The organism is Sphingobium sp. TA15, from assembly GCF_037101235.1.
Classification (GTDB): Bacteria; Pseudomonadota; Alphaproteobacteria; order Sphingomonadales; family Sphingomonadaceae; genus Sphingobium; species Sphingobium indicum.
The window spans coordinates 532,710-554,634 of record NZ_AP025356.1; the positions used below are offsets into that span (position 1 = coordinate 532,710).

Annotated in this window: 24 protein-coding genes; 20 read left to right on the plus strand and 4 right to left on the minus strand. The window is 62.3% G+C overall.

All coding sequences use genetic code 11. From position 1 onward, the window contains the following. Positions 1–113: 113 nt before the first annotated feature. The gene (locus Sj15T_RS19540; RefSeq protein WP_011627729.1) at positions 114–3,071 is read left to right on the plus strand and encodes a Tn3 family transposase; all 2,958 of its coding nucleotides are present in this window, start codon (positions 114–116) and stop codon (positions 3,069–3,071) included. A gap of 50 nt (positions 3,072–3,121) precedes the next feature. Here the strand turns inward: Sj15T_RS19540 and Sj15T_RS19545 are convergent, their stop codons facing one another. Then, positions 3,122–4,096: a ParB/RepB/Spo0J family partition protein gene (locus tag Sj15T_RS19545; protein ID WP_338756235.1), complete on the minus strand. Its 975-nt coding sequence runs from the start codon at positions 4,094–4,096 to the stop codon at positions 3,122–3,124. An 801-nt stretch (positions 4,097–4,897) separates the two neighbouring features. Further along, a complete protein-coding gene (locus Sj15T_RS19550; protein ID WP_011627729.1) occupies positions 4,898–7,855 on the minus strand; it encodes a Tn3 family transposase in 2,958 nt (985 codons plus the stop codon). A gap of 139 nt (positions 7,856–7,994) precedes the next feature. On the opposite strand from Sj15T_RS19550, the gene Sj15T_RS19555 reads away from it, so the two are divergent. From Sj15T_RS19555 to Sj15T_RS19600, 10 genes are all read left to right on the plus strand, one after another. Continuing rightward, positions 7,995–8,588 (plus strand): recombinase family protein, encoded by a 594-nt coding sequence (locus Sj15T_RS19555; RefSeq protein ID WP_013039114.1) that lies wholly within the window; start codon positions 7,995–7,997, stop codon positions 8,586–8,588. A 210-nt stretch (positions 8,589–8,798) separates the two neighbouring features. Next, positions 8,799–9,413 carry a hypothetical protein gene (locus Sj15T_RS19560; RefSeq protein WP_338756236.1) on the plus strand — a complete coding sequence of 205 codons (615 nt, stop codon included), beginning with the start codon at positions 8,799–8,801 and terminating at the stop codon, positions 9,411–9,413. Between the two features lie 502 nt (positions 9,414–9,915). Then, a complete protein-coding gene (locus Sj15T_RS19565) occupies positions 9,916–10,788 on the plus strand; it encodes a zincin-like metallopeptidase domain-containing protein (protein ID WP_004213405.1) in 873 nt (290 codons plus the stop codon). 147 nt (positions 10,789–10,935) lie between these two features. Continuing rightward, entirely contained in the window at positions 10,936–11,196 is a 261-nt protein-coding gene (locus Sj15T_RS19570; protein WP_006968047.1) for a hypothetical protein, read from the plus strand. 3 nt (positions 11,197–11,199) lie between these two features. Next, on the plus strand, positions 11,200–12,480 hold the full coding sequence (locus Sj15T_RS19575; protein WP_013054017.1) for a Fic family protein: 1,281 nt from the start codon (positions 11,200–11,202) through the stop codon (positions 12,478–12,480). Between the two features lie 327 nt (positions 12,481–12,807). Then, the gene (locus tag Sj15T_RS19580) at positions 12,808–13,197 is read left to right on the plus strand and encodes a DUF3768 domain-containing protein (RefSeq protein WP_013054018.1); all 390 of its coding nucleotides are present in this window, start codon (positions 12,808–12,810) and stop codon (positions 13,195–13,197) included. 11 nt (positions 13,198–13,208) lie between these two features. After that, the gene (locus Sj15T_RS19585) at positions 13,209–13,496 is read left to right on the plus strand and encodes a hypothetical protein (RefSeq protein ID WP_006953883.1); all 288 of its coding nucleotides are present in this window, start codon (positions 13,209–13,211) and stop codon (positions 13,494–13,496) included. Further along, complete coding sequence (locus Sj15T_RS19590) at positions 13,493–13,759, plus strand: hypothetical protein (RefSeq protein WP_004213311.1); 267 nt, start codon at positions 13,493–13,495, stop codon at positions 13,757–13,759. The genes Sj15T_RS19585 and Sj15T_RS19590 overlap by 4 nt, the downstream gene beginning before the upstream one ends. Positions 13,760–13,771: 12 nt before the next feature. Beyond that, on the plus strand, positions 13,772–13,981 hold the full coding sequence (locus Sj15T_RS19595) for a hypothetical protein (RefSeq protein ID WP_004213310.1): 210 nt from the start codon (positions 13,772–13,774) through the stop codon (positions 13,979–13,981). Continuing rightward, positions 13,978–14,511: a hypothetical protein gene (locus Sj15T_RS19600; protein ID WP_013054019.1), complete on the plus strand. Its 534-nt coding sequence runs from the start codon at positions 13,978–13,980 to the stop codon at positions 14,509–14,511. Before Sj15T_RS19595 ends, Sj15T_RS19600 begins: the two co-directional genes overlap by 4 nt. A gap of 41 nt (positions 14,512–14,552) precedes the next feature. Here Sj15T_RS19600 and Sj15T_RS19605 read toward each other — a convergent pair whose 3' ends face one another. After that, positions 14,553–14,843 carry a hypothetical protein gene (locus Sj15T_RS19605; RefSeq protein WP_006953889.1) on the minus strand — a complete coding sequence of 97 codons (291 nt, stop codon included), beginning with the start codon at positions 14,841–14,843 and terminating at the stop codon, positions 14,553–14,555. A gap of 465 nt (positions 14,844–15,308) precedes the next feature. Here Sj15T_RS19605 and Sj15T_RS19610 point away from each other — a divergent pair, with 465 nt between their 5' ends. From Sj15T_RS19610 to Sj15T_RS19650, 9 genes are all read left to right on the plus strand, one after another. Then, positions 15,309–15,545 carry a hypothetical protein gene (locus Sj15T_RS19610; RefSeq protein WP_006953891.1) on the plus strand — a complete coding sequence of 79 codons (237 nt, stop codon included), beginning with the start codon at positions 15,309–15,311 and terminating at the stop codon, positions 15,543–15,545. Between the two features lie 399 nt (positions 15,546–15,944). After that, positions 15,945–16,205 carry a hypothetical protein gene (locus tag Sj15T_RS19615; RefSeq protein WP_006953895.1) on the plus strand — a complete coding sequence of 87 codons (261 nt, stop codon included), beginning with the start codon at positions 15,945–15,947 and terminating at the stop codon, positions 16,203–16,205. 2 nt (positions 16,206–16,207) lie between these two features. Continuing rightward, the gene (locus Sj15T_RS19620) at positions 16,208–17,659 is read left to right on the plus strand and encodes a DUF4942 domain-containing protein (RefSeq protein ID WP_230463538.1); all 1,452 of its coding nucleotides are present in this window, start codon (positions 16,208–16,210) and stop codon (positions 17,657–17,659) included. Between the two features lie 317 nt (positions 17,660–17,976). Further along, positions 17,977–18,225, plus strand: a complete 249-nt coding sequence (locus tag Sj15T_RS19625; protein ID WP_013054021.1) for a hypothetical protein — start codon at positions 17,977–17,979, stop codon at positions 18,223–18,225. After that, a complete protein-coding gene (locus tag Sj15T_RS19630; protein WP_013054022.1) occupies positions 18,222–19,031 on the plus strand; it encodes a hypothetical protein in 810 nt (269 codons plus the stop codon). The genes Sj15T_RS19625 and Sj15T_RS19630 overlap by 4 nt, the downstream gene beginning before the upstream one ends. 11 nt (positions 19,032–19,042) lie before the next feature. Beyond that, positions 19,043–19,666 (plus strand): DUF6884 domain-containing protein, encoded by a 624-nt coding sequence (locus tag Sj15T_RS19635; RefSeq protein ID WP_013054023.1) that lies wholly within the window; start codon positions 19,043–19,045, stop codon positions 19,664–19,666. Positions 19,667–19,718: 52 nt separating this feature from the next. Beyond that, on the plus strand, positions 19,719–19,997 hold the full coding sequence (locus Sj15T_RS19640) for a hypothetical protein (protein ID WP_021225590.1): 279 nt from the start codon (positions 19,719–19,721) through the stop codon (positions 19,995–19,997). 221 nt (positions 19,998–20,218) lie between these two features. After that, positions 20,219–20,536, plus strand: a complete 318-nt coding sequence (locus Sj15T_RS19645) for a hypothetical protein (protein ID WP_020819825.1) — start codon at positions 20,219–20,221, stop codon at positions 20,534–20,536. A gap of 297 nt (positions 20,537–20,833) precedes the next feature. Beyond that, on the plus strand, positions 20,834–21,055 hold the full coding sequence (locus Sj15T_RS19650; protein ID WP_004213291.1) for a hypothetical protein: 222 nt from the start codon (positions 20,834–20,836) through the stop codon (positions 21,053–21,055). A gap of 16 nt (positions 21,056–21,071) precedes the next feature. On the opposite strand, the gene Sj15T_RS19655 is transcribed toward Sj15T_RS19650, so the two are convergent. Further along, positions 21,072–21,896 (minus strand): IS5 family transposase, encoded by an 825-nt coding sequence (locus Sj15T_RS19655; protein WP_081440725.1) that lies wholly within the window; start codon positions 21,894–21,896, stop codon positions 21,072–21,074. Between the last annotated feature and the right edge of the window lie 29 nt (positions 21,897–21,925).

Below are 21,925 nucleotides of genomic sequence, written 5' to 3' on the forward strand. Positions count from 1 at the left end.
CATCATTATCTGATCTTGTCCGAATCGCCGTTATAGGTCCAGAGTTAACGGACATATTCCTGCTGGCCGCCAGAGGACCGTCTGACGGACAAGGACGCGGAAGGAGATAGTGCTTGGCGAGACGGCGACTGGTGAGCGCGGAAATCTGGGCAGGGCATTATGGCGCGCCGCTCGATGAGCGCGAGATTGCGCGGCACTATACGCTGACCGGTGACGACCTGGAAATTGTCGGCCGCCGTCGCGGCGATGCCACCCGGCTCGGCTACGCGATGCTCCTACTCTATATGAGATGGCCTGGCCGTGCGCTGGAAGCGGGTGAAGTCCCGCCCGCTCCTGTGCTCGCCTATGTGGCGCAGCAACTCGGCGTCGCGCCCGAAGCCTTCGCGGACTATGCCCATCGGGACCAGACCCGTCGCGAACATCTCGTTGAAATCCGACGATCGCACGGGTTCAGGATTTTCGACCGCAAGGCTTTCCACGAAGTTGTCGCATTCTCGATCCCGATCGCACAGACCATCGTCCACCCCGGCCAGATGGCGGGGGTCATCGTTGACGAACTTCGGCGCCGGCAGATCCTCCTGCCTTCTTCATCGGTTCTCGAAGCGGTACTCCGGCGTGCTCGCCAGCAGGCCGAACAGCTTACCTATGAAGTGCTCACGAACGGCCTGCGGCCCGATACGCTGCAGGGGCTGGACGATCTGCTGGCCCGACGAACAGGGCAAGCCGCGACATGGCTATCCTGGCTGCGCAATGCACCACAGTCGCCGGCAGCGCGCAACATCCTACGCCTGATCGAACGGCTCACTCATATCCGCGCGCTGGATCTCGATCGCGCCCGTGCCGACATGATCCCGGCTTTGACTTTTGACAGGCTGGCGGACGAAGGCAGCCGGATCACACCCCAGCACCTTGGCGAACTCAATGCCCTGCGCCGCCATGCGACGCTGGCGGCGCAGGGCATCCGTCTTGAGGAAAGCCTGACCGATGCCACCCTGACGATGTTCGACAAGCTGTTGGGCAGCATGTCGCGTCGCGCCGAGAACCGGACCCGTGACAAAGCCCTCAAGACGGTGCGCGAGTTGCAAGGCCATCTCCGGACGCTCACAGGGTCTTGCCGCATTCTCATCGAAGCGCGCACCAACGGTGTGGACTCTCTGGCGCAGATCGAGGCGCTGGATTGGCAGCGCTTCGCCGTGGCGGTCGCGCGGGCCGAAGTACTCGGGCGACCGGAAACCGTCGATCGCACCGCTGAATTGATCGAGCGGCATCGCACGGTGAAGCTCTTTGCCGGTGCCTTTCTCAACACCTTCGAATTTCGCGGCGCCGGTGCGGTGCAGGGACTCCTGTCGGCGCTTACCATCATCGCGGAGCTATACCGGACCGGCAAACGGCGCTTGCCTGATCGCGTGCCGCTGCGCTTTGTGCCCTCCGCATGGCGGCCGTTCGTCCTGCGGGACGGCATCGTCGATCGCGCCGCCTATGAACTATGCGCCTTGTCCCAGCTACGGGAGCGGTTGCGAGCGGGAGACATATGGGTCTCGGGAAGCCGCCAGTTCCGCGATTTCGATAGCTACCTCATCCCGCCGGCCACCTTCGACGCGCTTCGCGAGAAGGGGCCGTTGCCGCTCGCCATCGAAACGGACTTCGATCGTCATATCGAGGAAAGGCGCGCCAGGCTCGACACGGCGATCGAACAGGTGACGGTCCTCGCCCGACAGGGCGAGCTGCCCCAGGTCAGGCTTGACGAAAGCGGCCTTATCATCTCGCCGCTGAAAGCGGCAACGCCACCCGCCACCGAGATTGCCCGTCGCGCTGCCTATGACCGACTGCCGCGCGTGAAGATCACCGATCTCCTGCTTGAGGTCGATGCCTGGACCGGGTTCAGCGAATGCTTCATCCATCGGCGTTCGGGCCGGGAGGCCGACGACCGCAATGCGCTGCTCACCGTCATCCTTGCCGATGGCATCAATCTCGGCCTCACACGCATGGCGGAAACCTGCCGAGGCGCAAGCCTGCGCCAGCTCGCCCATCTCCACGACTGGCACATCAGCGAGGCCGCCTATGGTGAAGCGCTGGGAAGGCTGATCGACGCCCATCGCGCCATGCCGCTCGCCGCGCTGTGGGGAGACGGCACCACCTCGTCGAGCGACGGACAGCAATTCCATGCCGGGGGCCGTGGCGCCGCAATCGGCGACATCAACGCGCGCAGCGGCAACGAACCGGGCGTTGCCTTCTACACCCATGTCTCGGATCGATATGACCCCTTCGCGACCCGGGTAATCGCGGCGACCGCCGGCGAAGCTCCCTATGTGCTGGATGGCTTGCTGTATCAGCAGACCGGCCTGACAATCGAGGAGCACTACACCGATACAGGCGGTGCATCGGACCATGTGTTCGGCCTTATGCCCTTCTTCGGCTACCGCTTCGCGCCGCGCCTGCGCGACATCAAGCAGCGTCGTTTGCACCTCCTTCCCGGCCAGGAAGCCGGCCCCTTGCTTGCCGGCATGACGGCCGAACCGATCGCATTGGGTCATGTCGCGGCGCATTGGGATGAACTGCTGCGGTTCGCCACATCGATACGCACCGGCACCGCCACCGCTTCGGCGATGCTTCGCCGCCTGTCCGCCTATCCGCGACAGAACGGACTGGCCCTCGCGATGCGCGAGCTGGGCCGCCTCGAACGCTCGATCTTCATGCTCGACTGGCTGCGCGACATTGATCTGCGCCGGCGTACCCAGGCGGGCCTCAACAAGGGCGAGGCCCGCAACGCGCTCGCACGCGCGCTCTTCTTCAACCAGCTCGGCGAATTGCGTGATCGGCGGTTCGAGAACCAGACCTATCGCGCCTCCGGCCTCAACCTGCTCGTCGCCGCCATCATCCTGTGGAACACCCGCTATCTCGAAGTGGCGCTGGCTGATATCGGCACGCCCGACGAAATCGCACGTCACGTCGCGCCATTGGGCTGGGAACATATCTCGCTCACCGGCGACTATAGCTGGAATGTTGAAGATCGGCCCGATCCGGATGTCCTGCGGCCACTGCGCGCCATCAGTTCGTTGCTCGCCGCGTAACGTTCACCATACGTTCGCGCTTAGCGTGCGGATGCGTCACTTTCGTGTAGTCACCCCTGTTTGCGGGTCAGGGCGCGCAACTCGTCGTCATAGTCGTGATCGTCCTCGTCCACCTCGCTTTCCCGCTTGGCGATTGCCGCCTCGATCTCGACCAGCTGCGCGGTTTCTTCCTCGGTCGGATCGCGCTCGCCAGCGGGTTCCAGATGGCCGCGCATCCAGTAGGAATCAGGCCGGTAGAGCTGCCCTTCTGCATCGCGCCAGCCATCTTCGCGCGCCGCCTTGGCGATGGCGTCGAGCCGATCTTGCACAAGGTCCATGACAAGGCCCGCATCATCGCAATAGCGACGTTCTCCGAAAAGATCGGTGGTGAAGGTGCCGCCTGCGGCGCAATAGGCTTCCTCGCCTACAATGCGAAAATGCTTGTCGGTATCGGCAACCTTCTCCTGGGTGAGCATGGCGCGGATTTGGTGGGCGTTGTCGCCGGTGCGCTTGAAAACCTCAAGCTGGCGGTCCTGATCGTCGGTCAGCGCGAAAGCCTGCGCCGCGCCCATGCCGATTTCGTCTTTCTGGAAGGCTTTGAGAATGGTCGGGTGCAGCGCCGCCAGCTTCAACACGCGGCGGACATAGGCCGGGGAGACGCCGAACGATGCTGCAACATCGTCAACGTCCTTGCCGCTGTCGATGATCGCCCGATAGGCTGCGATGGCATCGGCGGGGTGCATGTCCTCGCGCTGCGCGTTCTCGGCAAGCGAGATTTCCAGCGCCTCGTCCTTGCTGCGGATTTCAACGGGAACCTCGAAAGTGCCGGGGATGGCCTTTGCCTTCTGCAACAGCTTCAAGGCCCGGTAGCGCCGCCCTCCGGCGCAAATCCTGATTTTGCCGTCTTCATCATAGCCGATCAGGTTTTGCAGCACGCCCCGCGCCTGAATGTCGGCGGCGAGGGCTTCGATTTCCTTGGGCTTCACCTTCCGCACGTTGAGGTCGGAAAGCGCCAGCTTGTTCAGTTGGATGGTCTGGATGGTCATTTTTCACTCCTTTAGGCGAAGCCGCTGCCTGCGGCCTGCGGCTCTGACCCGCTGGCGAAGCGCGGGATGGGGAGGGGGGAGCAAAATCGATGGGAGTGGTGCGGGCGGCGCGACTAGGGAGGCCCCGGCGCGCGCGAGCGCGCCGGAACTGGCCGAACTTGTCGGGCAACCCGGTCCTGTCGATTATGCTTCGGGAACGAAAGGGCGGGTGCCCTTGGTGTTCCCCCGGTGGCAGCTGCCACCACTGACGGAGCGCGGCCCTGGGCCGCTCAAACTATTGCGGTCGCTTTAAGAAGGAGAACCAGCGGCGGCGTGGGGGCTTTGCGACAATGGGAGGATCGATCTGATCTCCGCCAGCTTCATTCCAGAAGGCTTGCCAGCGTTCTGATTCAGCGCGGAGAGCTGCGGCGCGCTCATCAACCGCCCGCAAGCGTCTATGATAATCGTGAGGGGACCTGCTCATGAAAACGCTGTGAGCCTGATTGGATAATGGATGGTGGTGTTCCAGGGTTAATGCCTGAATTATCAACGCAAGGCATGGGGTTAGAGATCAAAGCCCGGAGAGCGCGAAGCACGCGGCGATCGAGCTAACCAGAGCGATCAGGAGAACGGGACGCCTCGGCGCTGCACTGACGGTGATGGTCGCGCCGGCGCAGGCCCATAGCAAGGTGGCGGCGGGACCGGCCCGGTAGATCAGGAAGCCGATATAGCTGTTCGGCAGGAACTGCGGATAATCGACAATCAGGGGTGACTACACGAAAGTGACGCATCCGCACGCTAAGCGCGAACGTATGGTGAACGTTACGCGGCGAGCAACGAACTGATGGCGCGCAGTGGCCGCAGGACATCCGGATCGGGCCGATCTTCAACATTCCAGCTATAGTCGCCGGTGAGCGAGATATGTTCCCAGCCCAATGGCGCGACGTGACGTGCGATTTCGTCGGGCGTGCCGATATCAGCCAGCGCCACTTCGAGATAGCGGGTGTTCCACAGGATGATGGCGGCGACGAGCAGGTTGAGGCCGGAGGCGCGATAGGTCTGGTTCTCGAACCGCCGATCACGCAATTCGCCGAGCTGGTTGAAGAAGAGCGCGCGTGCGAGCGCGTTGCGGGCCTCGCCCTTGTTGAGGCCCGCCTGGGTACGCCGGCGCAGATCAATGTCGCGCAGCCAGTCGAGCATGAAGATCGAGCGTTCGAGGCGGCCCAGCTCGCGCATCGCGAGGGCCAGTCCGTTCTGTCGCGGATAGGCGGACAGGCGGCGAAGCATCGCCGAAGCGGTGGCGGTGCCGGTGCGTATCGATGTGGCGAACCGCAGCAGTTCATCCCAATGCGCCGCGACATGACCCAATGCGATCGGTTCGGCCGTCATGCCGGCAAGCAAGGGGCCGGCTTCCTGGCCGGGAAGGAGGTGCAAACGACGCTGCTTGATGTCGCGCAGGCGCGGCGCGAAGCGGTAGCCGAAGAAGGGCATAAGGCCGAACACATGGTCCGATGCACCGCCTGTATCGGTGTAGTGCTCCTCGATTGTCAGGCCGGTCTGCTGATACAGCAAGCCATCCAGCACATAGGGAGCTTCGCCGGCGGTCGCCGCGATTACCCGGGTCGCGAAGGGGTCATATCGATCCGAGACATGGGTGTAGAAGGCAACGCCCGGTTCGTTGCCGCTGCGCGCGTTGATGTCGCCGATTGCGGCGCCACGGCCCCCGGCATGGAATTGCTGTCCGTCGCTCGACGAGGTGGTGCCGTCTCCCCACAGCGCGGCGAGCGGCATGGCGCGATGGGCGTCGATCAGCCTTCCCAGCGCTTCACCATAGGCGGCCTCGCTGATGTGCCAGTCGTGGAGATGGGCGAGCTGGCGCAGGCTTGCGCCTCGGCAGGTTTCCGCCATGCGTGTGAGGCCGAGATTGATGCCATCGGCAAGGATGACGGTGAGCAGCGCATTGCGGTCGTCGGCCTCCCGGCCCGAACGCCGATGGATGAAGCATTCGCTGAACCCGGTCCAGGCATCGACCTCAAGCAGGAGATCGGTGATCTTCACGCGCGGCAGTCGGTCATAGGCAGCGCGACGGGCAATCTCGGTGGCGGGTGGCGTTGCCGCTTTCAGCGGCGAGATGATAAGGCCGCTTTCGTCAAGCCTGACCTGGGGCAGCTCGCCCTGTCGGGCGAGGACCGTCACCTGTTCGATCGCCGTGTCGAGCCTGGCGCGCCTTTCCTCGATATGACGATCGAAGTCCGTTTCGATGGCGAGCGGCAACGGCCCCTTCTCGCGAAGCGCGTCGAAGGTGGCCGGCGGGATGAGGTAGCTATCGAAATCGCGGAACTGGCGGCTTCCCGAGACCCATATGTCTCCCGCTCGCAACCGCTCCCGTAGCTGGGACAAGGCGCATAGTTCATAGGCGGCGCGATCGACGATGCCGTCCCGCAGGACGAACGGCCGCCATGCGGAGGGCACAAAGCGCAGCGGCACGCGATCAGGCAAGCGCCGTTTGCCGGTCCGGTATAGCTCCGCGATGATGGTAAGCGCCGACAGGAGTCCCTGCACCGCACCGGCGCCGCGAAATTCGAAGGTGTTGAGAAAGGCACCGGCAAAGAGCTTCACCGTGCGATGCCGCTCGATCAATTCAGCGGTGCGATCGACGGTTTCCGGTCGCCCGAGTACTTCGGCCCGCGCGACCGCCACGGCGAAGCGCTGCCAATCCAGCGCCTCGATCTGCGCCAGAGAGTCCACACCGTTGGTGCGCGCTTCGATGAGAATGCGGCAAGACCCTGTGAGCGTCCGGAGATGGCCTTGCAACTCGCGCACCGTCTTGAGGGCTTTGTCACGGGTCCGGTTCTCGGCGCGACGCGACATGCTGCCCAACAGCTTGTCGAACATCGTCAGGGTGGCATCGGTCAGGCTTTCCTCAAGACGGATGCCCTGCGCCGCCAGCGTCGCATGGCGGCGCAGGGCATTGAGTTCGCCAAGGTGCTGGGGTGTGATCCGGCTGCCTTCGTCCGCCAGCCTGTCAAAAGTCAAAGCCGGGATCATGTCGGCACGGGCGCGATCGAGATCCAGCGCGCGGATATGAGTGAGCCGTTCGATCAGGCGTAGGATGTTGCGCGCTGCCGGCGACTGTGGTGCATTGCGCAGCCAGGATAGCCATGTCGCGGCTTGCCCTGTTCGTCGGGCCAGCAGATCGTCCAGCCCCTGCAGCGTATCGGGCCGCAGGCCGTTCGTGAGCACTTCATAGGTAAGCTGTTCGGCCTGCTGGCGAGCACGCCGGAGTACCGCTTCGAGAACCGATGAAGAAGGCAGGAGGATCTGCCGGCGCCGAAGTTCGTCAACGATGACCCCCGCCATCTGGCCGGGGTGGACGATGGTCTGTGCGATCGGGATCGAGAATGCGACAACTTCGTGGAAAGCCTTGCGGTCGAAAATCCTGAACCCGTGCGATCGTCGGATTTCAACGAGATGTTCGCGACGGGTCTGGTCCCGATGGGCATAGTCCGCGAAGGCTTCGGGCGCGACGCCGAGTTGCTGCGCCACATAGGCGAGCACAGGAGCGGGCGGGACTTCACCCGCTTCCAGCGCACGGCCAGGCCATCTCATATAGAGTAGGAGCATCGCGTAGCCGAGCCGGGTGGCATCGCCGCGACGGCGGCCGACAATTTCCAGGTCGTCACCGGTCAGCGTATAGTGCCGCGCAATCTCGCGCTCATCGAGCGGCGCGCCATAATGCCCTGCCCAGATTTCCGCGCTCACCAGTCGCCGTCTCGCCAAGCACTATCTCCTTCCGCGTCCTTGTCCGTCAGACGGTCCTCTGGCGGCCAGCAGGAATATGTCCGTTAACTCTGGACCTATAACGGCGATTCGGACAAGATCAGATAATGATGGGAAAACGGACAGGATTGGGCTGCATGTGGCGTTGATCGGCTATGCGCGCGTCTCGACGGCAGACCAGAAGCTCTCACTCCAGCTCGACGCGCTGAACGCGGCCGGGTGCGACCGGATATTCGACGATCACGCATCTGGTGCAAAAGCCGATCGGCCCGGCCTGGCCGAGGCGCTCGCCTATCTGCGCAGCGGCGACACGCTGGTGGTTTGGAAACTCGACCGTCTTGGGCGCTCGATGAGCCATCTGATTGAGAAGGTCGGCGAGCTAGCGACGCGAGGTATCGGGTTCCGCTCGCTCACCGAGAACATCGACACCACCACTTCGGGCGGGATGCTGGTGTTCAACATCTTCGGCTCGCTTGCCCAGTTTGAGCGCGATCTGATCCGGGAGCGCACCCATGCAGGCCTCAAGGCCGCTCGCGAGCGAGGTCGCCCCGGTGGGCGGCGGCCAGTGGTCACACCTGACAAGCTCCGCAAGGCGCGCGAACATATCGCTTCCGGCCTCACAGTTCGCGAGGCCGCCGCGCGCCTCAAGATCGGCAAAACCGCCCTCTACAAAGCCCTCGAAGCCACGGAGAAGAACACAAAGTCCCAGCGTTCCCGGTCCGTTCGCTCTTAGCGTGCAGATAAGTCACTTTCGTGCAGTCACCCCAAACAGGACGCTATCGTATCGGCTTGCCGCGTTTTCACCGCCGAGCAGAAGGCCGAGCACTCGCTTATCGTCTTCATCGGCCATGACGGTATCGAACAGGTCGCGTTCACCCGCACCGCCAAGGGCACCGCCGCCGATGGCCCCAAGCCTCCTCGCCCCGACTACTCGCAGAAAGTCATGGATCAGCTGGGCGGCATCCGCACGATGGCGGTTCGGGAAGCCCTTGCCAGCGACCCGGAGCTGGCGCTGGACGTGCTCTTAACGGGCCTCTTGGGGCAGGTTCGCGGCAACGCTTATTCGTGGCAACAAGCCGCCGAAATCACCGCCGAGAAGAACCGCTTCCATGTTGACGATGCGGTCATGGGCCATTCCACGATTGCCGACATTGACGAGATCGCAAGGGCCGATCTTGACCGCTTGGCCGAAACACCCACGCTGGACGACATGCGCCAGATGGACAGCGAAGCGAAATTGCGGCTGCTGGCCTACTGCGTTGCCTCGCAGATCACGAGCCTTTCGTTCCACAGCGACCGCGACCGCCAGCTGGCGCAGATCGTCGGAGCCGCGCAGATCAACATGGCCGACAAGTGGGAACCTAATCAGGTATTCTATGACCAGCTTAGCAAGGCCACGCTCTTGAAGCTGCTGGCCGAAGGTTGCGGCAACGACGCTGTAGAGAATTGCCAGACCATGAAGCGCTCTGACCTTGCCGTGACGGTCAACGAGCGCCTTGCGGGGCGGCGCATCCTGCCCCCCGCTTCGACCCTCTGCCTTGCCCGATGCCGCCGATAGCGAAAGCCAAGCGGCATGACGGCACGGGGAGCGCGCTTCACTCCCGCGCTCCCCGCAAACTTGGGGGCGGTGGCAGCTGCCACCGCCCCGCCTTTGCGATTAGCGAATGCGCCTGTTGAGGAAGAAAATCCCGATGGGTGCGACGAACAGCACAAAATCATGCAAGCCGCCGCCAAAATGAGCGGCCAGGGCCGCGCGCTTAGTAGTCTGTCAGCTGCCACATAGGATCGAGCGGCCCAGGGCCGCGCTCCGTCAGTGGTGGCAGCTGCCACCGGGGGAACACCAAGGGCACCCGCCCTTTCGTTCCCGAAGCATAATCGACAGGACCGGGTTGCCCGACAAGTTCGGCCAGTTCCGGCGCGCTCGCGCGCGCCGGGGCCTCCCTAGTCGCGCCGCCCGCACCACTCCCATCGATTTTGCTCCCCCCTCCCCATCCCGCGCTTCGCCAGCGGGTCAGAGCCGCAGGCCGCAGGCAGCGGCTTCGCCTAAAGGAGTGAGGAAAATGGCTAAGGAAACGAACCGGATCGACATTTATCAGGCCGTCACCGACGACATTCTTGCGATGCTCGAAGCGGGCACCAAGCCTTGGGTGAAGCCGTGGAGCGGTGGGCCGACCATTCCGCTCCGGCACAATGGGGTCGCCTATCGTGGGATCAACGTCCTCAGCCTTTGGGCCAGCGCCATGCGTCAGGGCTTCGCCTCCCCCTATTGGCTGACCTTCAAACAGGCATTGGAGCTTGGCGGCAATGTCCGGAAGGGCAGCAAGGGGACCACCGTTGTCTATGCTAACAAGCTTGTCGTGAAGGACTCCGAGACGGACGACGAGCGCGCCATTCCGTTTCTGAAACGATACACGGTTTTCAATGCCGATCAGGTCGAGGGACTGGACGGCAAATATCCCGCGCCCGCCCCGATCATTACCAATCCCGAAACCCGCGACGTTGAGCTTGAAGTGATGTTCTCTCGCATCGACGCAACCGTTCGCATCGGCGGATCGCAAGCCTATTACCACACCCGCGACGACTATATCCAAATGCCTGCTTTTGAAGCGTTCCATTCCGCCGACGACTACTATGCCACGCTTGCGCACGAGGCCGTGCATCATGCAGGGCATGAAAGCCGCCTCAACCGGAAAACCCTGATTTCAACGAGCCGCGCCGACTATGCGAGGGACGAGCTCGTAGCCGAGCTGGGCGCATCCTTCATCGGCGCGATTGTCGGTTTCAAGGTCGAGGAACGCGAAGACCATGCCGCGTATATCGAGCACTGGTTGACCGCGCTCCGCAACGACAAGCGCGCGATTTTCGAGGCTGCCCGTGAGGCTCAGAACGCCGCCGACTACCTGTTGGCGATGATGACCGACCAAGCGGATTGAATGACCCGCCCTGCTAAATGCACGAGACGCCGCGCAAGCGCGGCGTCCCATTTCAGGAAAGTGAAATATGGGGGCTACTCAATGTGGTTTATATACAAATCCCGACATGTTAACTATGGGCGGGAGCAGGTCGTTTTTAGGTGCAAAATGGAAAATATCATCGACACCTACAGGAATCGCATCAAGGCGATGGGGTATGAGCCGCGTCGGCAGGAAGAGATTCCTGACGTGATGGCAGCTTATTGCGAAGCAATCGCAAATTGCAAGATTGAAGGACTTGAATTGGTTTCGGATGACCACTCTTTTTGTTTGCTGTTGGTCGAAACCCAAATTCCCGTCGATGTGGCGATTGGTCTGGCGCAGGACTACAACCGTGATGTTCTGTCCCGCCAGAAACTCGCTGCATGACAGGTGAGCGACCCTTACACCTGGCGTAACAGCGACGTTCTTCGGAACAAGCTGGGAATCCGCGACGATAATATCCTCAAGGAGCGAGAAGCTTTCTTCTCGGTTGTCCGACATGGCGAGCTGGTCGTGCAGCGCGCCGCGCCGGCGACGAACGCGCGCGAGTATCGCGAACTGCACAATCATCTGTTTCAGGACGTATATGATTGGGCGGGGCGCTTTCGGACTGTGGACATAAGCAAACCCGGCAGCACTTTTGCCCGAGCGCACTTCATTGCCCGCAGCATGGAGCACGAATTTAAGCAGCTGCCCGACCTCCAAACCCTCAAGTCGATGGATCGTGATCGCTTTGCCGATACCATGGGGCGGCATATTTCCGAATTAAATGCCGTTCATCCGTTCCGTGAGGGCAATGGTCGCACCATGCGGCTGCACTTGCAGCTACATTCCCTTGCGGCCGAAAAATTCGTCTCGATCCAGGCAATGGGGCCGAAGGACTGGATGGAGGCGAGCCGCGACAGCTTCCATACCGGAAATCATGCCTCCCTCGCCAAAGTCATCCGTGATGCCATGCCCCTCGAACAGAACCGCGTCGAGCCAGCGCGTGGGCCAGCGGGCATCGCGTTTCCACCCTCGATGGAATCTCTCATGCCAGTTGGCGAACGACGCGCAATGAGTATCGAGCAGGCCAAGGATCAAATCAGCCGTTACCTACCTACTGCGCAAACCGTTGCGTCGCGGCAGCATGAGCAGCTTAATCGGATCGCGGAAACGTCCGCTGACATGCGCCAGCTGGCCGCGCGTTCAGCGCAGGAGCTTGCCTTTTTCCGCGATCCCAAAGGGCCGATGCACCACCTTCAGCTGATTGAGCAACGCCGCTATCATCAGATCGAAGTCAATTGGTCCGAGGGTATGGACCCGCTGCAAAGAGTCCGCGCCATCAGCGCGGGCGCCGCAGATTTCCTTTCGAAAATGACCGACCGCGACATTCAGGCCGCCGATCGCGCGCTACGTCTGCAAGTCATGCCTCCCGGCGTCAGTCAGGTTGATCTACGCCTTGCTGCGCAATTCGAGAAAAACTCGCCTGAGCAGAACCGCGCCGATGCCAGGTTCGCGCAATTCCAGCTCGCCATTGATAAGCGCGTCGCGACAGCTACCGAGCGCGGCGCATCGAAGGAACAGCTGGCGCAGATCGTCGAAAGCGCAAAGGCCCATGTCGCCGCAACATTGCGCGAAGGCAAATCACCGACGCCGGCCGCCGAGAAATCAAAGGACCGCGAGCGCTGAAAATGAGCGGCCAGGGCCGCACGCTTCGTAGTCTGTCAGCTGCCACATAGGATCGAGCGGCCCAGGGCCGCGCTCCGTCAGTGGTGGCAGCTGCCACCGGGGGAACACCAAGGGCACCCGCCCTTTCGTTCCCGAAGCATAATCGACAGGACCGGGTTGCCCGACAAGTTCGGCCAGTTCCGGCGCGCTCGCGCGCGCCGGGGCCTCCCTAGTCGCGCCGCCCGCACCACTCCCATCGATTTTGCTCCCCCCTCCCCATCCCGCGCTTCGCCAGCGGGTCAGAGCCGCAGGCCGCAGGCAGCGGCTTCGCCTAAAGGAGTGAGGAAAATGGAAGCGACAACTGACCAGATCGCCACCGTTGCGGCGCTGAACGACATTGCGCGGCGAACGATGGGCGTGACTTGTCGCACCGTGATTACGCAAGGCATCGCGGCGCTGGACGAGAATACGCAGTCCGACATTCTCAAGATGATCGAGGGCTTTGAGGATTTCACACCCGACAACGATCCTCACGGCGAGCATGACGCCGGTTTCCTTTATCGCGATGTGATCGGCCAATGGCATACCCGCTGGACTGACGACAGCACGCGCCCAGCCCTCTCGGTCATGTGGAAGTTCGACTATTACGACCGCGATCTTGAATTTGGCAGCGCCGAACCATGGAATCCCGATGCCACAACCCGCGTGCTCACCATTCTCCTAACCAGCGAATATTGAGGGAGGCCACCATGACCAAATCGCCCCCCGTGATCGAGCTTAGCTGGCGTGATGAGAATTACGGTTCCGTCTGCGCTGTCGCCGCCTTCCGCAACTATGCGGGCACACTGGATTGGAGCGACCGCACCCACCAGCGGTTTCGCGGATGCCTGAAACGCGCAGGCTTCGCCTTCCACGATGGCCGGTGCAGCTACATCGCCACCAGCGGCACCCGCGAGGATCGGCAGCGCGCCCTTTGTGACGAGCTGGCCCGCGCAGGCTTCCAGATCGACAGCGGCGACGTGAGGGCAGAGGCATGAACCGCGAACGCCGCAAGCAGATCGCCGCCGCCCGCGTGCTGATCGACAAGGGCAAGGCCCTGTTGGATGAGGCGCGCGACATGCTCGAAACCGTCAAGGATGACGAGCAGGCCGCCCGCGAAAATCTGCCACCCAGTCTTGAGGACAGCGAACGCGCGCAGGCGATGGACGCCGCAGTTTCCGAACTGGAAAGCGCGATTTCAGCCCTTGAAGACTTCGACGCCGACGAGATCGGCACGCAACTCGACACCGCCAGCGAATAGGAAGGATTGACCATGCAACCCATGCGCCACCTAGATCGAGACACGCGCCGCGCCCGCCTTCTGGCGGCGCGCACGCGCCCCGTCGGCGGCATCAACCGGCGCGGCATCTTCACCGGCCATTGGGACGGTGGCGATGTTGTGCGCCAGTTTCGCGGCGATAACGGATCGTGGATCGGCCTTGCCGCCTACAAGGCGAAGGAAGAGCCGGAGCCGCAGCCATGAAAATCAGCAACACGGCGAGCGCCGTTCGCGTCACCCTCTCCCCCACCGAGATCAGCGATTTGCAATTTGTGATCGAGGCGGCCGAGCGCGCGGGGCATTATATGCCCGCGCGCGTCCTCAACATCATGGCGGCGCTGACGCGCAGCGCCGACGATGTTCGGATGAAACAGGCCATGAAGCGGGCGGAAAAAGATCGCGTGACGCGGATCGAGCAGGACCGACGCGCGCGCGAACGCCAATTCATGCTAGGCGACCGATACAGCGTCATAGCGAGCCGCACCGACTACGCCGATGCGTCTTCTGATCCGGACGCGCGCCAATGGGTTGACCTGGTGTTTCATGAAATCATGCAGAGGCCGCTTCCCGATCAATACGAACTCCGGCGCGACGTGTGGCGTGTCCACGTTGTCCAACTGGACGGCGGCACGCTCGGCGCTGTTGTAGGCGGCGATTGCACTCAAACCGCCGACCCCGCCGAAATTACTTCCGTAGCGGAACAGCTGATCGCCCGCTTCGAGGCCAGAGCTTGACGCGCGTGGAGCGGTGGCAGCTGCCACCGCTCCAGAGAGATCTAGAATCTGGCGATGAGAGGCAGCAGCGCCGCCGCTTGGCTTCCCAGGACCGGCACCCAATAATTCGCGGCGCGGTAATCAGGGCCGTGATCGACCGCCATCACCCCAAAGACATATCCGATCATTGGCAGCGTCCACAGCAGACGCCCGCCCAGGTCCACGCCCATCAGCACCAGCGCAACGCCAAGCACAGCCCAAAGCGGAATCAGTCGTTCCATGATTTCGCGATGACGGATTATTCGCCATGCACTTTCCCGGTCATCGGCGCTAACCTGCGATACGAGGCCCATAGCTTCCCCTTTTCATCAACGGTCGCCGGCGATCATCCAACGGCTTCACGAAAATGTGAAGCGCGTTTCGCGCGCATTCTCGCCAATCCGTTGTATAGCCCCCATCGAGCGAGGGCGAGGGACTGTGACAGCGGCCCTTCGCAAATCCTCTCGCTCAAAGGAGGTGATGTGATTTGACAGCATATGAAGCAGCTCAATTGACGATCGCAGCCGTCGCGCTCGTGATCGCAATTGTGAAGCTGGGGAAGTCCGATAAGGGCTGATCTAGCGGGGCGGGTGGTCTGACAGGGCCGCCCGCCCTAAATGTTTGAACCCGCCGTGTGACAGCACGGCGGGTTCAGGTAGGTGCGTGAAATGAATCAGCACACGAAGCATTGCCTATATAGCCCTTTTCCCTTGCCAATCCAATAACCGACGCGCGCGCGAGGTGTTCCCCGTCTGTTCCCTTTGGCGCATAAGCGCCCAATGGCCGCGAACTACAACCGCCCCAAGCCCATTGATCCTATCTGGTATCGGCAAGGCTGCTATCTGCGCATCTATTGCGCTTGCGGTCGCCGCGTTGTCGCCCCGCTGGGCGACTTCGCCCGCTCGCGCCGCATTTCTTTCGATACCCGCATTTACGAGCTGATCGCGCGGCTTCGGTGCAGCCAGTGCCGCCGCAAGCCTTATGCGGACGTGTCGCGCAACCGCTCGGGCAATTAAAATGACGGAGGATCCGATTGCTCGGATGCTTCCGGCGCTATCCGTTGGGCATGTCGCCGGCGACATGCCGCAGCGTCCTCTAGGTCACCGCTATGCTATGACCTGGCGGGCGCTTTTCCCTAGATTGAGGCGGCAATGCCGCCGCGTCCGCTGTTCGACTTTGGGGCCTGTTCCTGCCCCCTGCCGCAAGGGCTGGACCGTCTCGGCCGCTGTGCGGCCTCGCTTGGCGATCAGGCGGGTTTCCCCGCCCTTCCTTCGCTACGCTCCGTGCAGGACGGGTGATCCCCCTCCCCCCTGATCGGCCCTGATTTGCGGCATTCCCCGGCCCTGCTCGCCGCTGGGCAGAAGTCGATGACCCGTCATCGCCTTCGGCTCCATTCTAGGCAGGGAAAACAGCACATGACCGACATTCCGTTGGCAACGATTCTTCGGATCAACGCCGCACGCACCATTCCGCTCGCTCGCTATGAGGAAGAGGGCAATTTTGACCGCTTCGGCTACATCAAAGACCTTGCCGAAAATCATGGCGCTGACCTTCCCGCCGTCATCGAGATTGCCGACCTACTAGGACCGGATGAAGATTTTGACGGCCTTGTGACCACCATCGAGGACGCCGCCGAGGGCTTCGGCTTTGGTGCTCTTATCCTCGGGGGGGCGTGAGCATGGGCCAGGAGCTTATGACGCCCGCGCAGATTGCGGATATTTGCGACGGCCGAGACAAGGCCATAGCCCTTTGGCTCGGCCTCTATGACACCTACCATGCAACCCGCGACGAGGCGGCGCGCCTGACCCTTGGCGGCCCACTATCGCTGTCATGTGGCCGCGACTGGACCGAGGACACGTTGACTCGCGCTTTCATCCAGTCGCAGCCTATCGACCAGCGCGACAAGGAGACGGGAGCGCGCCAGACCATCGACGCACGCGACAATTTCGAGCGCGTCTTGACGCACACGATGGACCGCCGGTGCTGGGCGGCCCTCATGGAGCAGCTGGGTTTCGACCAGCTGCTAGACCAGCAGGCCCGAAAGGAGTTTCATGACGGCTTGCGCGATGATCCCGTGCCGTTCACGCCCGACAACTGCGCCGCGACTTTCGGAAATATCTGGACCAACCGGCGCGACCTCTATTTGCGCGGCATCGCCAACGTCTTCGCCAAGCTGGATCGCCGCTTTCGCTCGCACAACGGTTTCAAGATCGGCGCGCGTCTCATCATCGACCGCGCCTTGAACGAATGGGGATCATGGGACCGATACGAGCGCCGCGACACGTTGCGGGACGTGGAGCGCGTCTTTCTGGAACTGGACGAAAAGCCCCCTGTTTCAGAGGGCCACAGCATCGCCTCACAAGTTGCCGATGCTGCGCGCGTGCGCGGATCGCTGCCAACGGTGATCGAGGGCGACTATTTCCGAGTTCGCGTCTTCAAGAATGGCAATCTGCACATATGGTTCGAGCGTGACGACCTTTTGCAGAGTGTGAATCTGTTGCTCGCGGAATATTACGGCGAGGCTATCGGTGACGGCTATGAGACGACCGAGGCAGAAGCGGCCCCGGCCTATCATATCACGCCCGCCAAGAATTTCGGCGCGTTCATGACTTCTCCGGAGATCGCCGCCCAGGTCATCGAACATGCGAGAATCAGCAAAGGCCAGCGCGTTCTAGAGCCTAGCGCGGGAAAGGCCGCGCTCGCTTCGGCCGCACGCAACGCCGGTGCCGATGTAACTTGCGTGGAGCTGCAACCCGGCTTCGCCCATGAGCTACGGGTAATCCATGGCTTTGCCGATGCGATCGAGGGCGACTTTCTCGCACTGGACCCGGCCCATTATGCACCGTTCGACGCAGTGATAATGAACCCGCCTTTTGATCGAGGCCGCGACTGTGACCATGTGCGCCATGCCCTCGCCTTTCTCAAACCGGGAGGCGTGCTGGTGGCGATCATGAGCGCGCGGGCAGAGTATGGCGAGGATCAGCGCCACAAGGCGCTACACCGCATGATCGCCGGTTGCGAGGCGATCTATTTTCACGGTCGTAAATGGATCGACCTTCCCCCCGGTTCTTTCGCCCACGCTGGAACCAACGTGAACACCGTTTTGCTTGCGATCCGCAAGCCGGGTTGATCGGTGCAGGCGGTGGCAGCTGCCACCGCCTGTCCTGGCGCAGATTGAGGCGGCAAGCCGCCGCGCTGATCTGGCGCGTTTTGGGGCCTGTTCCTGCCCCCTGCCGCAAGGGCTAGACCGTCTCCGCCGCTGCGCGGCTCCGCTTGGCGATCAGGCGGGTTTCCCCGCCCTTCCTTCGCTACGCTCCGTGCAGGACGGGTGATCCCCCTCCCCCCTGATCGGCCCCGTTTGCGGCATTCCCCGGCCCAGCGTCGCCCGCTTTCGGCAGAAGTCGATGACCCGTCATCGCCTTCGGCTCAATTAGGAAGGGAAAGCCCATGAAAATCCGTATCTACCGCCAGACCGAGCAGGACTTTGACCGGATCGAGATCGAGGGCGCGACCTTTGAAACCATCGTCAACCGGGCAGCGGTCGAGGGGTTTCAATGCAGCGGTTACAACAGCAATCCGAGCCAGCGGCTTGAGTTGCAGGGCGCACCGAAATTCAAGGGCATTTGCGGTCCTATGTGGGATGGCGATGCGATCCGCTACGAATGCAGCGCCACCTATGCGGAGTTGAGCGCATGAGCGCTGCCCCCGCGATCCGCACGGCGCAGGCCGACGAGCTGGGCGACCAGATCATTGCCGCAGGCTTCGCGACAAGCGGCTTTCTGCTGGACATTAACGGGGCGCTTGATGTGCCCCGCGACTTTCCCCTTTCCGCACCGTGGAATCTGCCGTCGCGCCTGTTCCAATTCCCCATCGAGGTTATCCGCGCAGAGCAGGACGAGCCGCGCAAGATCGGCCTTCGCCATCCTTTGCTTGCCGCCCATCCTTTCGTGCAGCACGTCGAGCGCGCGCTAGGGATCGAGATCGCCCGCGATGGCGTGACGAACCGCCACGGCTACAGCAACCGCGCTCATTCGCTCTGGCATCATGCGGTGGACCTTATCAGCGCCGGGAAATGGCGCGAATTGCTCGAAACGCAGGAGTTCACCGAACCACGCAACATCTTCAAGGCCGTTGCCTATGGCCTTCGCTACTCGCACCATGAGGACAAGAGGGCGAGCGGTCATATCAACACCGCCGAGGCCCGCCAGATCATGCGCGCGATGGATGCCACCGAGCCGACCGACCGCGCCGCGCTGATCCTAAGCCTTTCCGCCCCGTCCCCGTGCAAGCAAGACCGCAGCGCCGAATATTGGGCGATCAACGCTCACGGCATCTGCGCCGAGGATGAGGCATGGGCCTTCATCGTCGGGATCGAGGACGGTTGGTTTTCCTATGACCGTGCCGGTTTCCTGCAATGGTCCCCCAAGGGCCGCGACCGCTACGCCGCAGGCGATAGCGCCAGCTTCACCGAGGCGAGCGGCCAGACCGCTTTCGCCTTTTGAGGGGATCGAGCATGGCGCGCCATTGCATCCGAGAACCCCGCTACGTTCCCCCGGTGCAACGCATCGGGGAACAACCCGACCTGTTCGGAGGCCCGACCCTTTCCCATGTTGCCGAGCGCAAGGGACCACCGAAAGGCTGGCAGCGCCAGTTGCAGAAATGGGGCCGCTGCACCGTCATTGCTGATCTTGAGTCCGCCCCTTTGCCTGCCATCAACCCGGCCCCGTCCCCGGCTCCGGTTTTCCTTGTCGCTTGCGTTGCCGCGAAGCTGGACCGCCCCGCCCCGGCTCGCGATCTTTACGCATCGCCATGGTTTCGGAAGGCTCGCGCCTATGTCGAACGGCAGGAAGGGCAATGGTTCATCCTGTCCGCAAAGCATGGCCTGATCGCGCCGGAAACCGTGATCGCGCCTTATGACGAGACGCTAGGCGCGATGAAGGCAAGCGCGCGCCGCCTTTGGGGCGTGCGCGTGATCGAGGCGATGGCCGATCAGATTGATGCCGCCGCGCCGCTGATCGTTCTCGCAGGCCGGCACTATCGCGATCCTTTGTGGCCGCAAATCGAGCGGCGCGCATCCGCGCCGATGGAAGGGCTTGGAATCGGCCAGCAACTCGCTTGGCTCGCTCAAAAATGGTGATGGAGTGCAGCTTGCCGTCAGGCGGTTTGAGACCGTAAATCGACCTGTGACTATGGACGCCCCCAAAGAACCCTTGTGGACGCAAGATCAGGCCATTGCCTATGAGGCAGCGCTTGAGGCGATCAATGACGTGATCGCCGGTTACAGCGAACAAATCGCACTGGAACAGGACCGTCAGAAGCCAGATGCAGCGCGTATCTCGTGGCTTGAAATGCGGACGGATCATGCGTCCGCAACCAGCCATGCCCTTACCGTCACCGATGATGAGAATGTCCGGCAAGCACTGCTGGAATACAGCGCCATGGTGCGGGCGAGGGAAGCCCCAAGGTAGCGGTCTGCCCTTCGGGCAGGCGTTGATTTGTTAAATCCCCCCGTCAGTGTCTTCCTAGCATGAGGGACGCACCAGGCCGCATCAAGGATCGGCGGTCCCCCCAATTTGCTACGCAAATCGGCTCCCCCACCGCCCGCTAGCGCGGCCGCTTCGCGGTCCCTGACCCGACCCGGCGCGACCCTCCCCTTGGCCTTGCCAATTCCGGCAACAAGGAGGTTGTTATGTCTCATCGTCTGTTCGCCCAGCTGGCTTTCGAGCGCGCGCTTGGAAATGCTGCGATCGACGCCCTGAGAAATGCGGTCAACGATAAGGACCATTTTGAGGCCGAAAGCATGTGGCCGAAAGATCCGATGTTCATCGGCAAAACGAGCGCCGACATTGAGGCTGTGTCCGACGAGCTGGCGCAGATCATTGCGGATCGCATCAATGATGTGCTGGACGGTCCCGGCATCCGCAACATTGAGCGCGGCGAGTGTTTCGACCCGCAGCTTGTCGCCCTTGTCCTTGAGGCCAAGGCGAAGCGCGGTCAGTCCGGCTGACGCCGGAGGGGCGGGCATGGCCCGCCCCTTTTCGCCCGTTGGGCAAAACCGATGATCTCGGTGCTACATGGAGCGGGGGGCGGGGCATCGAACCCCGCCCCCCGCAATCTCTTCTCTCTGTGTGTCGAGGCATTTTGGCATGGGTGCGCGCCAGCTTTCAAGGATCGGCGGTTCCCCCAATTTGCTGCGCAAATCGGCTCCCCCACCGCCCGCTGACGCGGCCGCTTCGCGGTCCCTGACAGCCGGCGCCGGTGCCCATGCCGGGTGTCTCCCGTCACCAACGAGAAGGAGAACCGGATGCACATCAAATTGTTTAGAGCACTGAAAGCGGCTAATCTGTCCGACGACGCCGCAGCGGAAGTTGTAGAGGCTATTGAGGAGTATATCGCCGTGAAGGTTCAGGAGGCGAACAAGGGAATCGAAAGCAAGCTGACGGCACAAACTTGGGTCATCGGCAGCGTCGGTTTCGTCCTCGCAGTCATCGGCCTTGCGCCCGCTTTCATCAAACTGTTCCAGTAAGAGTCCGTTTGGAAAATCAGGGATGAGCATTTCGGCGTAGGAGATTACCGCCCATGGCGACGAGGATCATGGCCTGCGAGACGTCGATGCGCTTCTCGTAATCGCGGACCAATCGGCGCCATCGGATCATCCAGCCAAAGGTCCGCTCGACGACCCATCGTCGGGGCAGAACCTTGAAGCCCTGCTGCTGATCGCTGCGTCGAATGACCTCGATGACGAAATCCAGATAGCTTGCCTTGTCCATGAGCTTGAGGCGGTCATAGGCGCCATCGGCGAAGAGATGTTTGATCCAAGGCCAGCGTTTGCGGATGCCATCAAGGATGGTCTGGGCACCTGCGCTGTCCGAAATGTCCGCAGTGGTCAGGTTGACCATCAGTAGCCGTCCATCGGTATCGACGGCGATATGCCGCTTGCGCCCGACAACCTTCTTGCCTGCGTCGAACCCACGCTTTTCTGCGGATGGTGCCTTAACCGACTGGCTATCGATCACTGCTGCGCTCGGACTGGCCTCCCGCCCTTGGCGCTCGCGATCGAGCATCAGTTCGATGTCGTGGATTGTCTGGAACAGGAACCTGCGAGCCAGTTCCCGGAACCAGCCATAAACCGTCTGCCATGCACCGAAATGGATCGGCAGCATCCGCCAGCCACAGCCCGACCGAACAAGGTAGCGCACGGCGTTGATTACCTCGCGAAAATCCACCTCGCGTGGACGGCCACGGCGCCCAGGCTTGGGCATCAGGGGCGCCAGGCGATCCCATTCCTCATCGGTCAGATCACTGGGATAGCGCTTCGTCTTCTTGGCAATCTGGGCCATTCGCCCTCGGCTCTGATGGGTCCACATCCAGAGCCTGAATCAGACGCAGAGCCTCG

What these genes read in the sequence shown, in the direction of transcription:
- Sj15T_RS19545 (WP_338756235.1), bottom strand. Translation starts at nt 4,096, where the DNA reads ATGACCATCCAGACCATCCAACTGAACAAGCTGGCGCTTTCCGACCTC.
- Sj15T_RS19560 (WP_338756236.1), top strand. Translation starts at nt 8,799, where the DNA reads ATGGATCAGCTGGGCGGCATCCGCACGATGGCGGTTCGGGAAGCCCTT.
- Sj15T_RS19565 (WP_004213405.1), top strand. Translation starts at nt 9,916, where the DNA reads ATGGCTAAGGAAACGAACCGGATCGACATTTATCAGGCCGTCACCGAC.
- Sj15T_RS19570 (WP_006968047.1), top strand. Translation starts at nt 10,936, where the DNA reads ATGGAAAATATCATCGACACCTACAGGAATCGCATCAAGGCGATGGGG.
- Sj15T_RS19580 (WP_013054018.1), top strand. Translation starts at nt 12,808, where the DNA reads ATGGAAGCGACAACTGACCAGATCGCCACCGTTGCGGCGCTGAACGAC.
- Sj15T_RS19585 (WP_006953883.1), top strand. Translation starts at nt 13,209, where the DNA reads ATGACCAAATCGCCCCCCGTGATCGAGCTTAGCTGGCGTGATGAGAAT.
- Sj15T_RS19590 (WP_004213311.1), top strand. Translation starts at nt 13,493, where the DNA reads ATGAACCGCGAACGCCGCAAGCAGATCGCCGCCGCCCGCGTGCTGATC.
- Sj15T_RS19595 (WP_004213310.1), top strand. Translation starts at nt 13,772, where the DNA reads ATGCAACCCATGCGCCACCTAGATCGAGACACGCGCCGCGCCCGCCTT.
- Sj15T_RS19600 (WP_013054019.1), top strand. Translation starts at nt 13,978, where the DNA reads ATGAAAATCAGCAACACGGCGAGCGCCGTTCGCGTCACCCTCTCCCCC.
- Sj15T_RS19605 (WP_006953889.1), bottom strand. Translation starts at nt 14,843, where the DNA reads ATGGGCCTCGTATCGCAGGTTAGCGCCGATGACCGGGAAAGTGCATGG.
- Sj15T_RS19610 (WP_006953891.1), top strand. Translation starts at nt 15,309, where the DNA reads ATGGCCGCGAACTACAACCGCCCCAAGCCCATTGATCCTATCTGGTAT.
- Sj15T_RS19615 (WP_006953895.1), top strand. Translation starts at nt 15,945, where the DNA reads ATGACCGACATTCCGTTGGCAACGATTCTTCGGATCAACGCCGCACGC.
- Sj15T_RS19620 (WP_230463538.1), top strand. Translation starts at nt 16,208, where the DNA reads ATGGGCCAGGAGCTTATGACGCCCGCGCAGATTGCGGATATTTGCGAC.
- Sj15T_RS19625 (WP_013054021.1), top strand. Translation starts at nt 17,977, where the DNA reads ATGAAAATCCGTATCTACCGCCAGACCGAGCAGGACTTTGACCGGATC.
- Sj15T_RS19630 (WP_013054022.1), top strand. Translation starts at nt 18,222, where the DNA reads ATGAGCGCTGCCCCCGCGATCCGCACGGCGCAGGCCGACGAGCTGGGC.
- Sj15T_RS19635 (WP_013054023.1), top strand. Translation starts at nt 19,043, where the DNA reads ATGGCGCGCCATTGCATCCGAGAACCCCGCTACGTTCCCCCGGTGCAA.
- Sj15T_RS19640 (WP_021225590.1), top strand. Translation starts at nt 19,719, where the DNA reads ATGGACGCCCCCAAAGAACCCTTGTGGACGCAAGATCAGGCCATTGCC.
- Sj15T_RS19645 (WP_020819825.1), top strand. Translation starts at nt 20,219, where the DNA reads ATGTCTCATCGTCTGTTCGCCCAGCTGGCTTTCGAGCGCGCGCTTGGA.
- Sj15T_RS19650 (WP_004213291.1), top strand. Translation starts at nt 20,834, where the DNA reads ATGCACATCAAATTGTTTAGAGCACTGAAAGCGGCTAATCTGTCCGAC.
- Sj15T_RS19655 (WP_081440725.1), bottom strand. Translation starts at nt 21,896, where the DNA reads ATGTGGACCCATCAGAGCCGAGGGCGAATGGCCCAGATTGCCAAGAAG.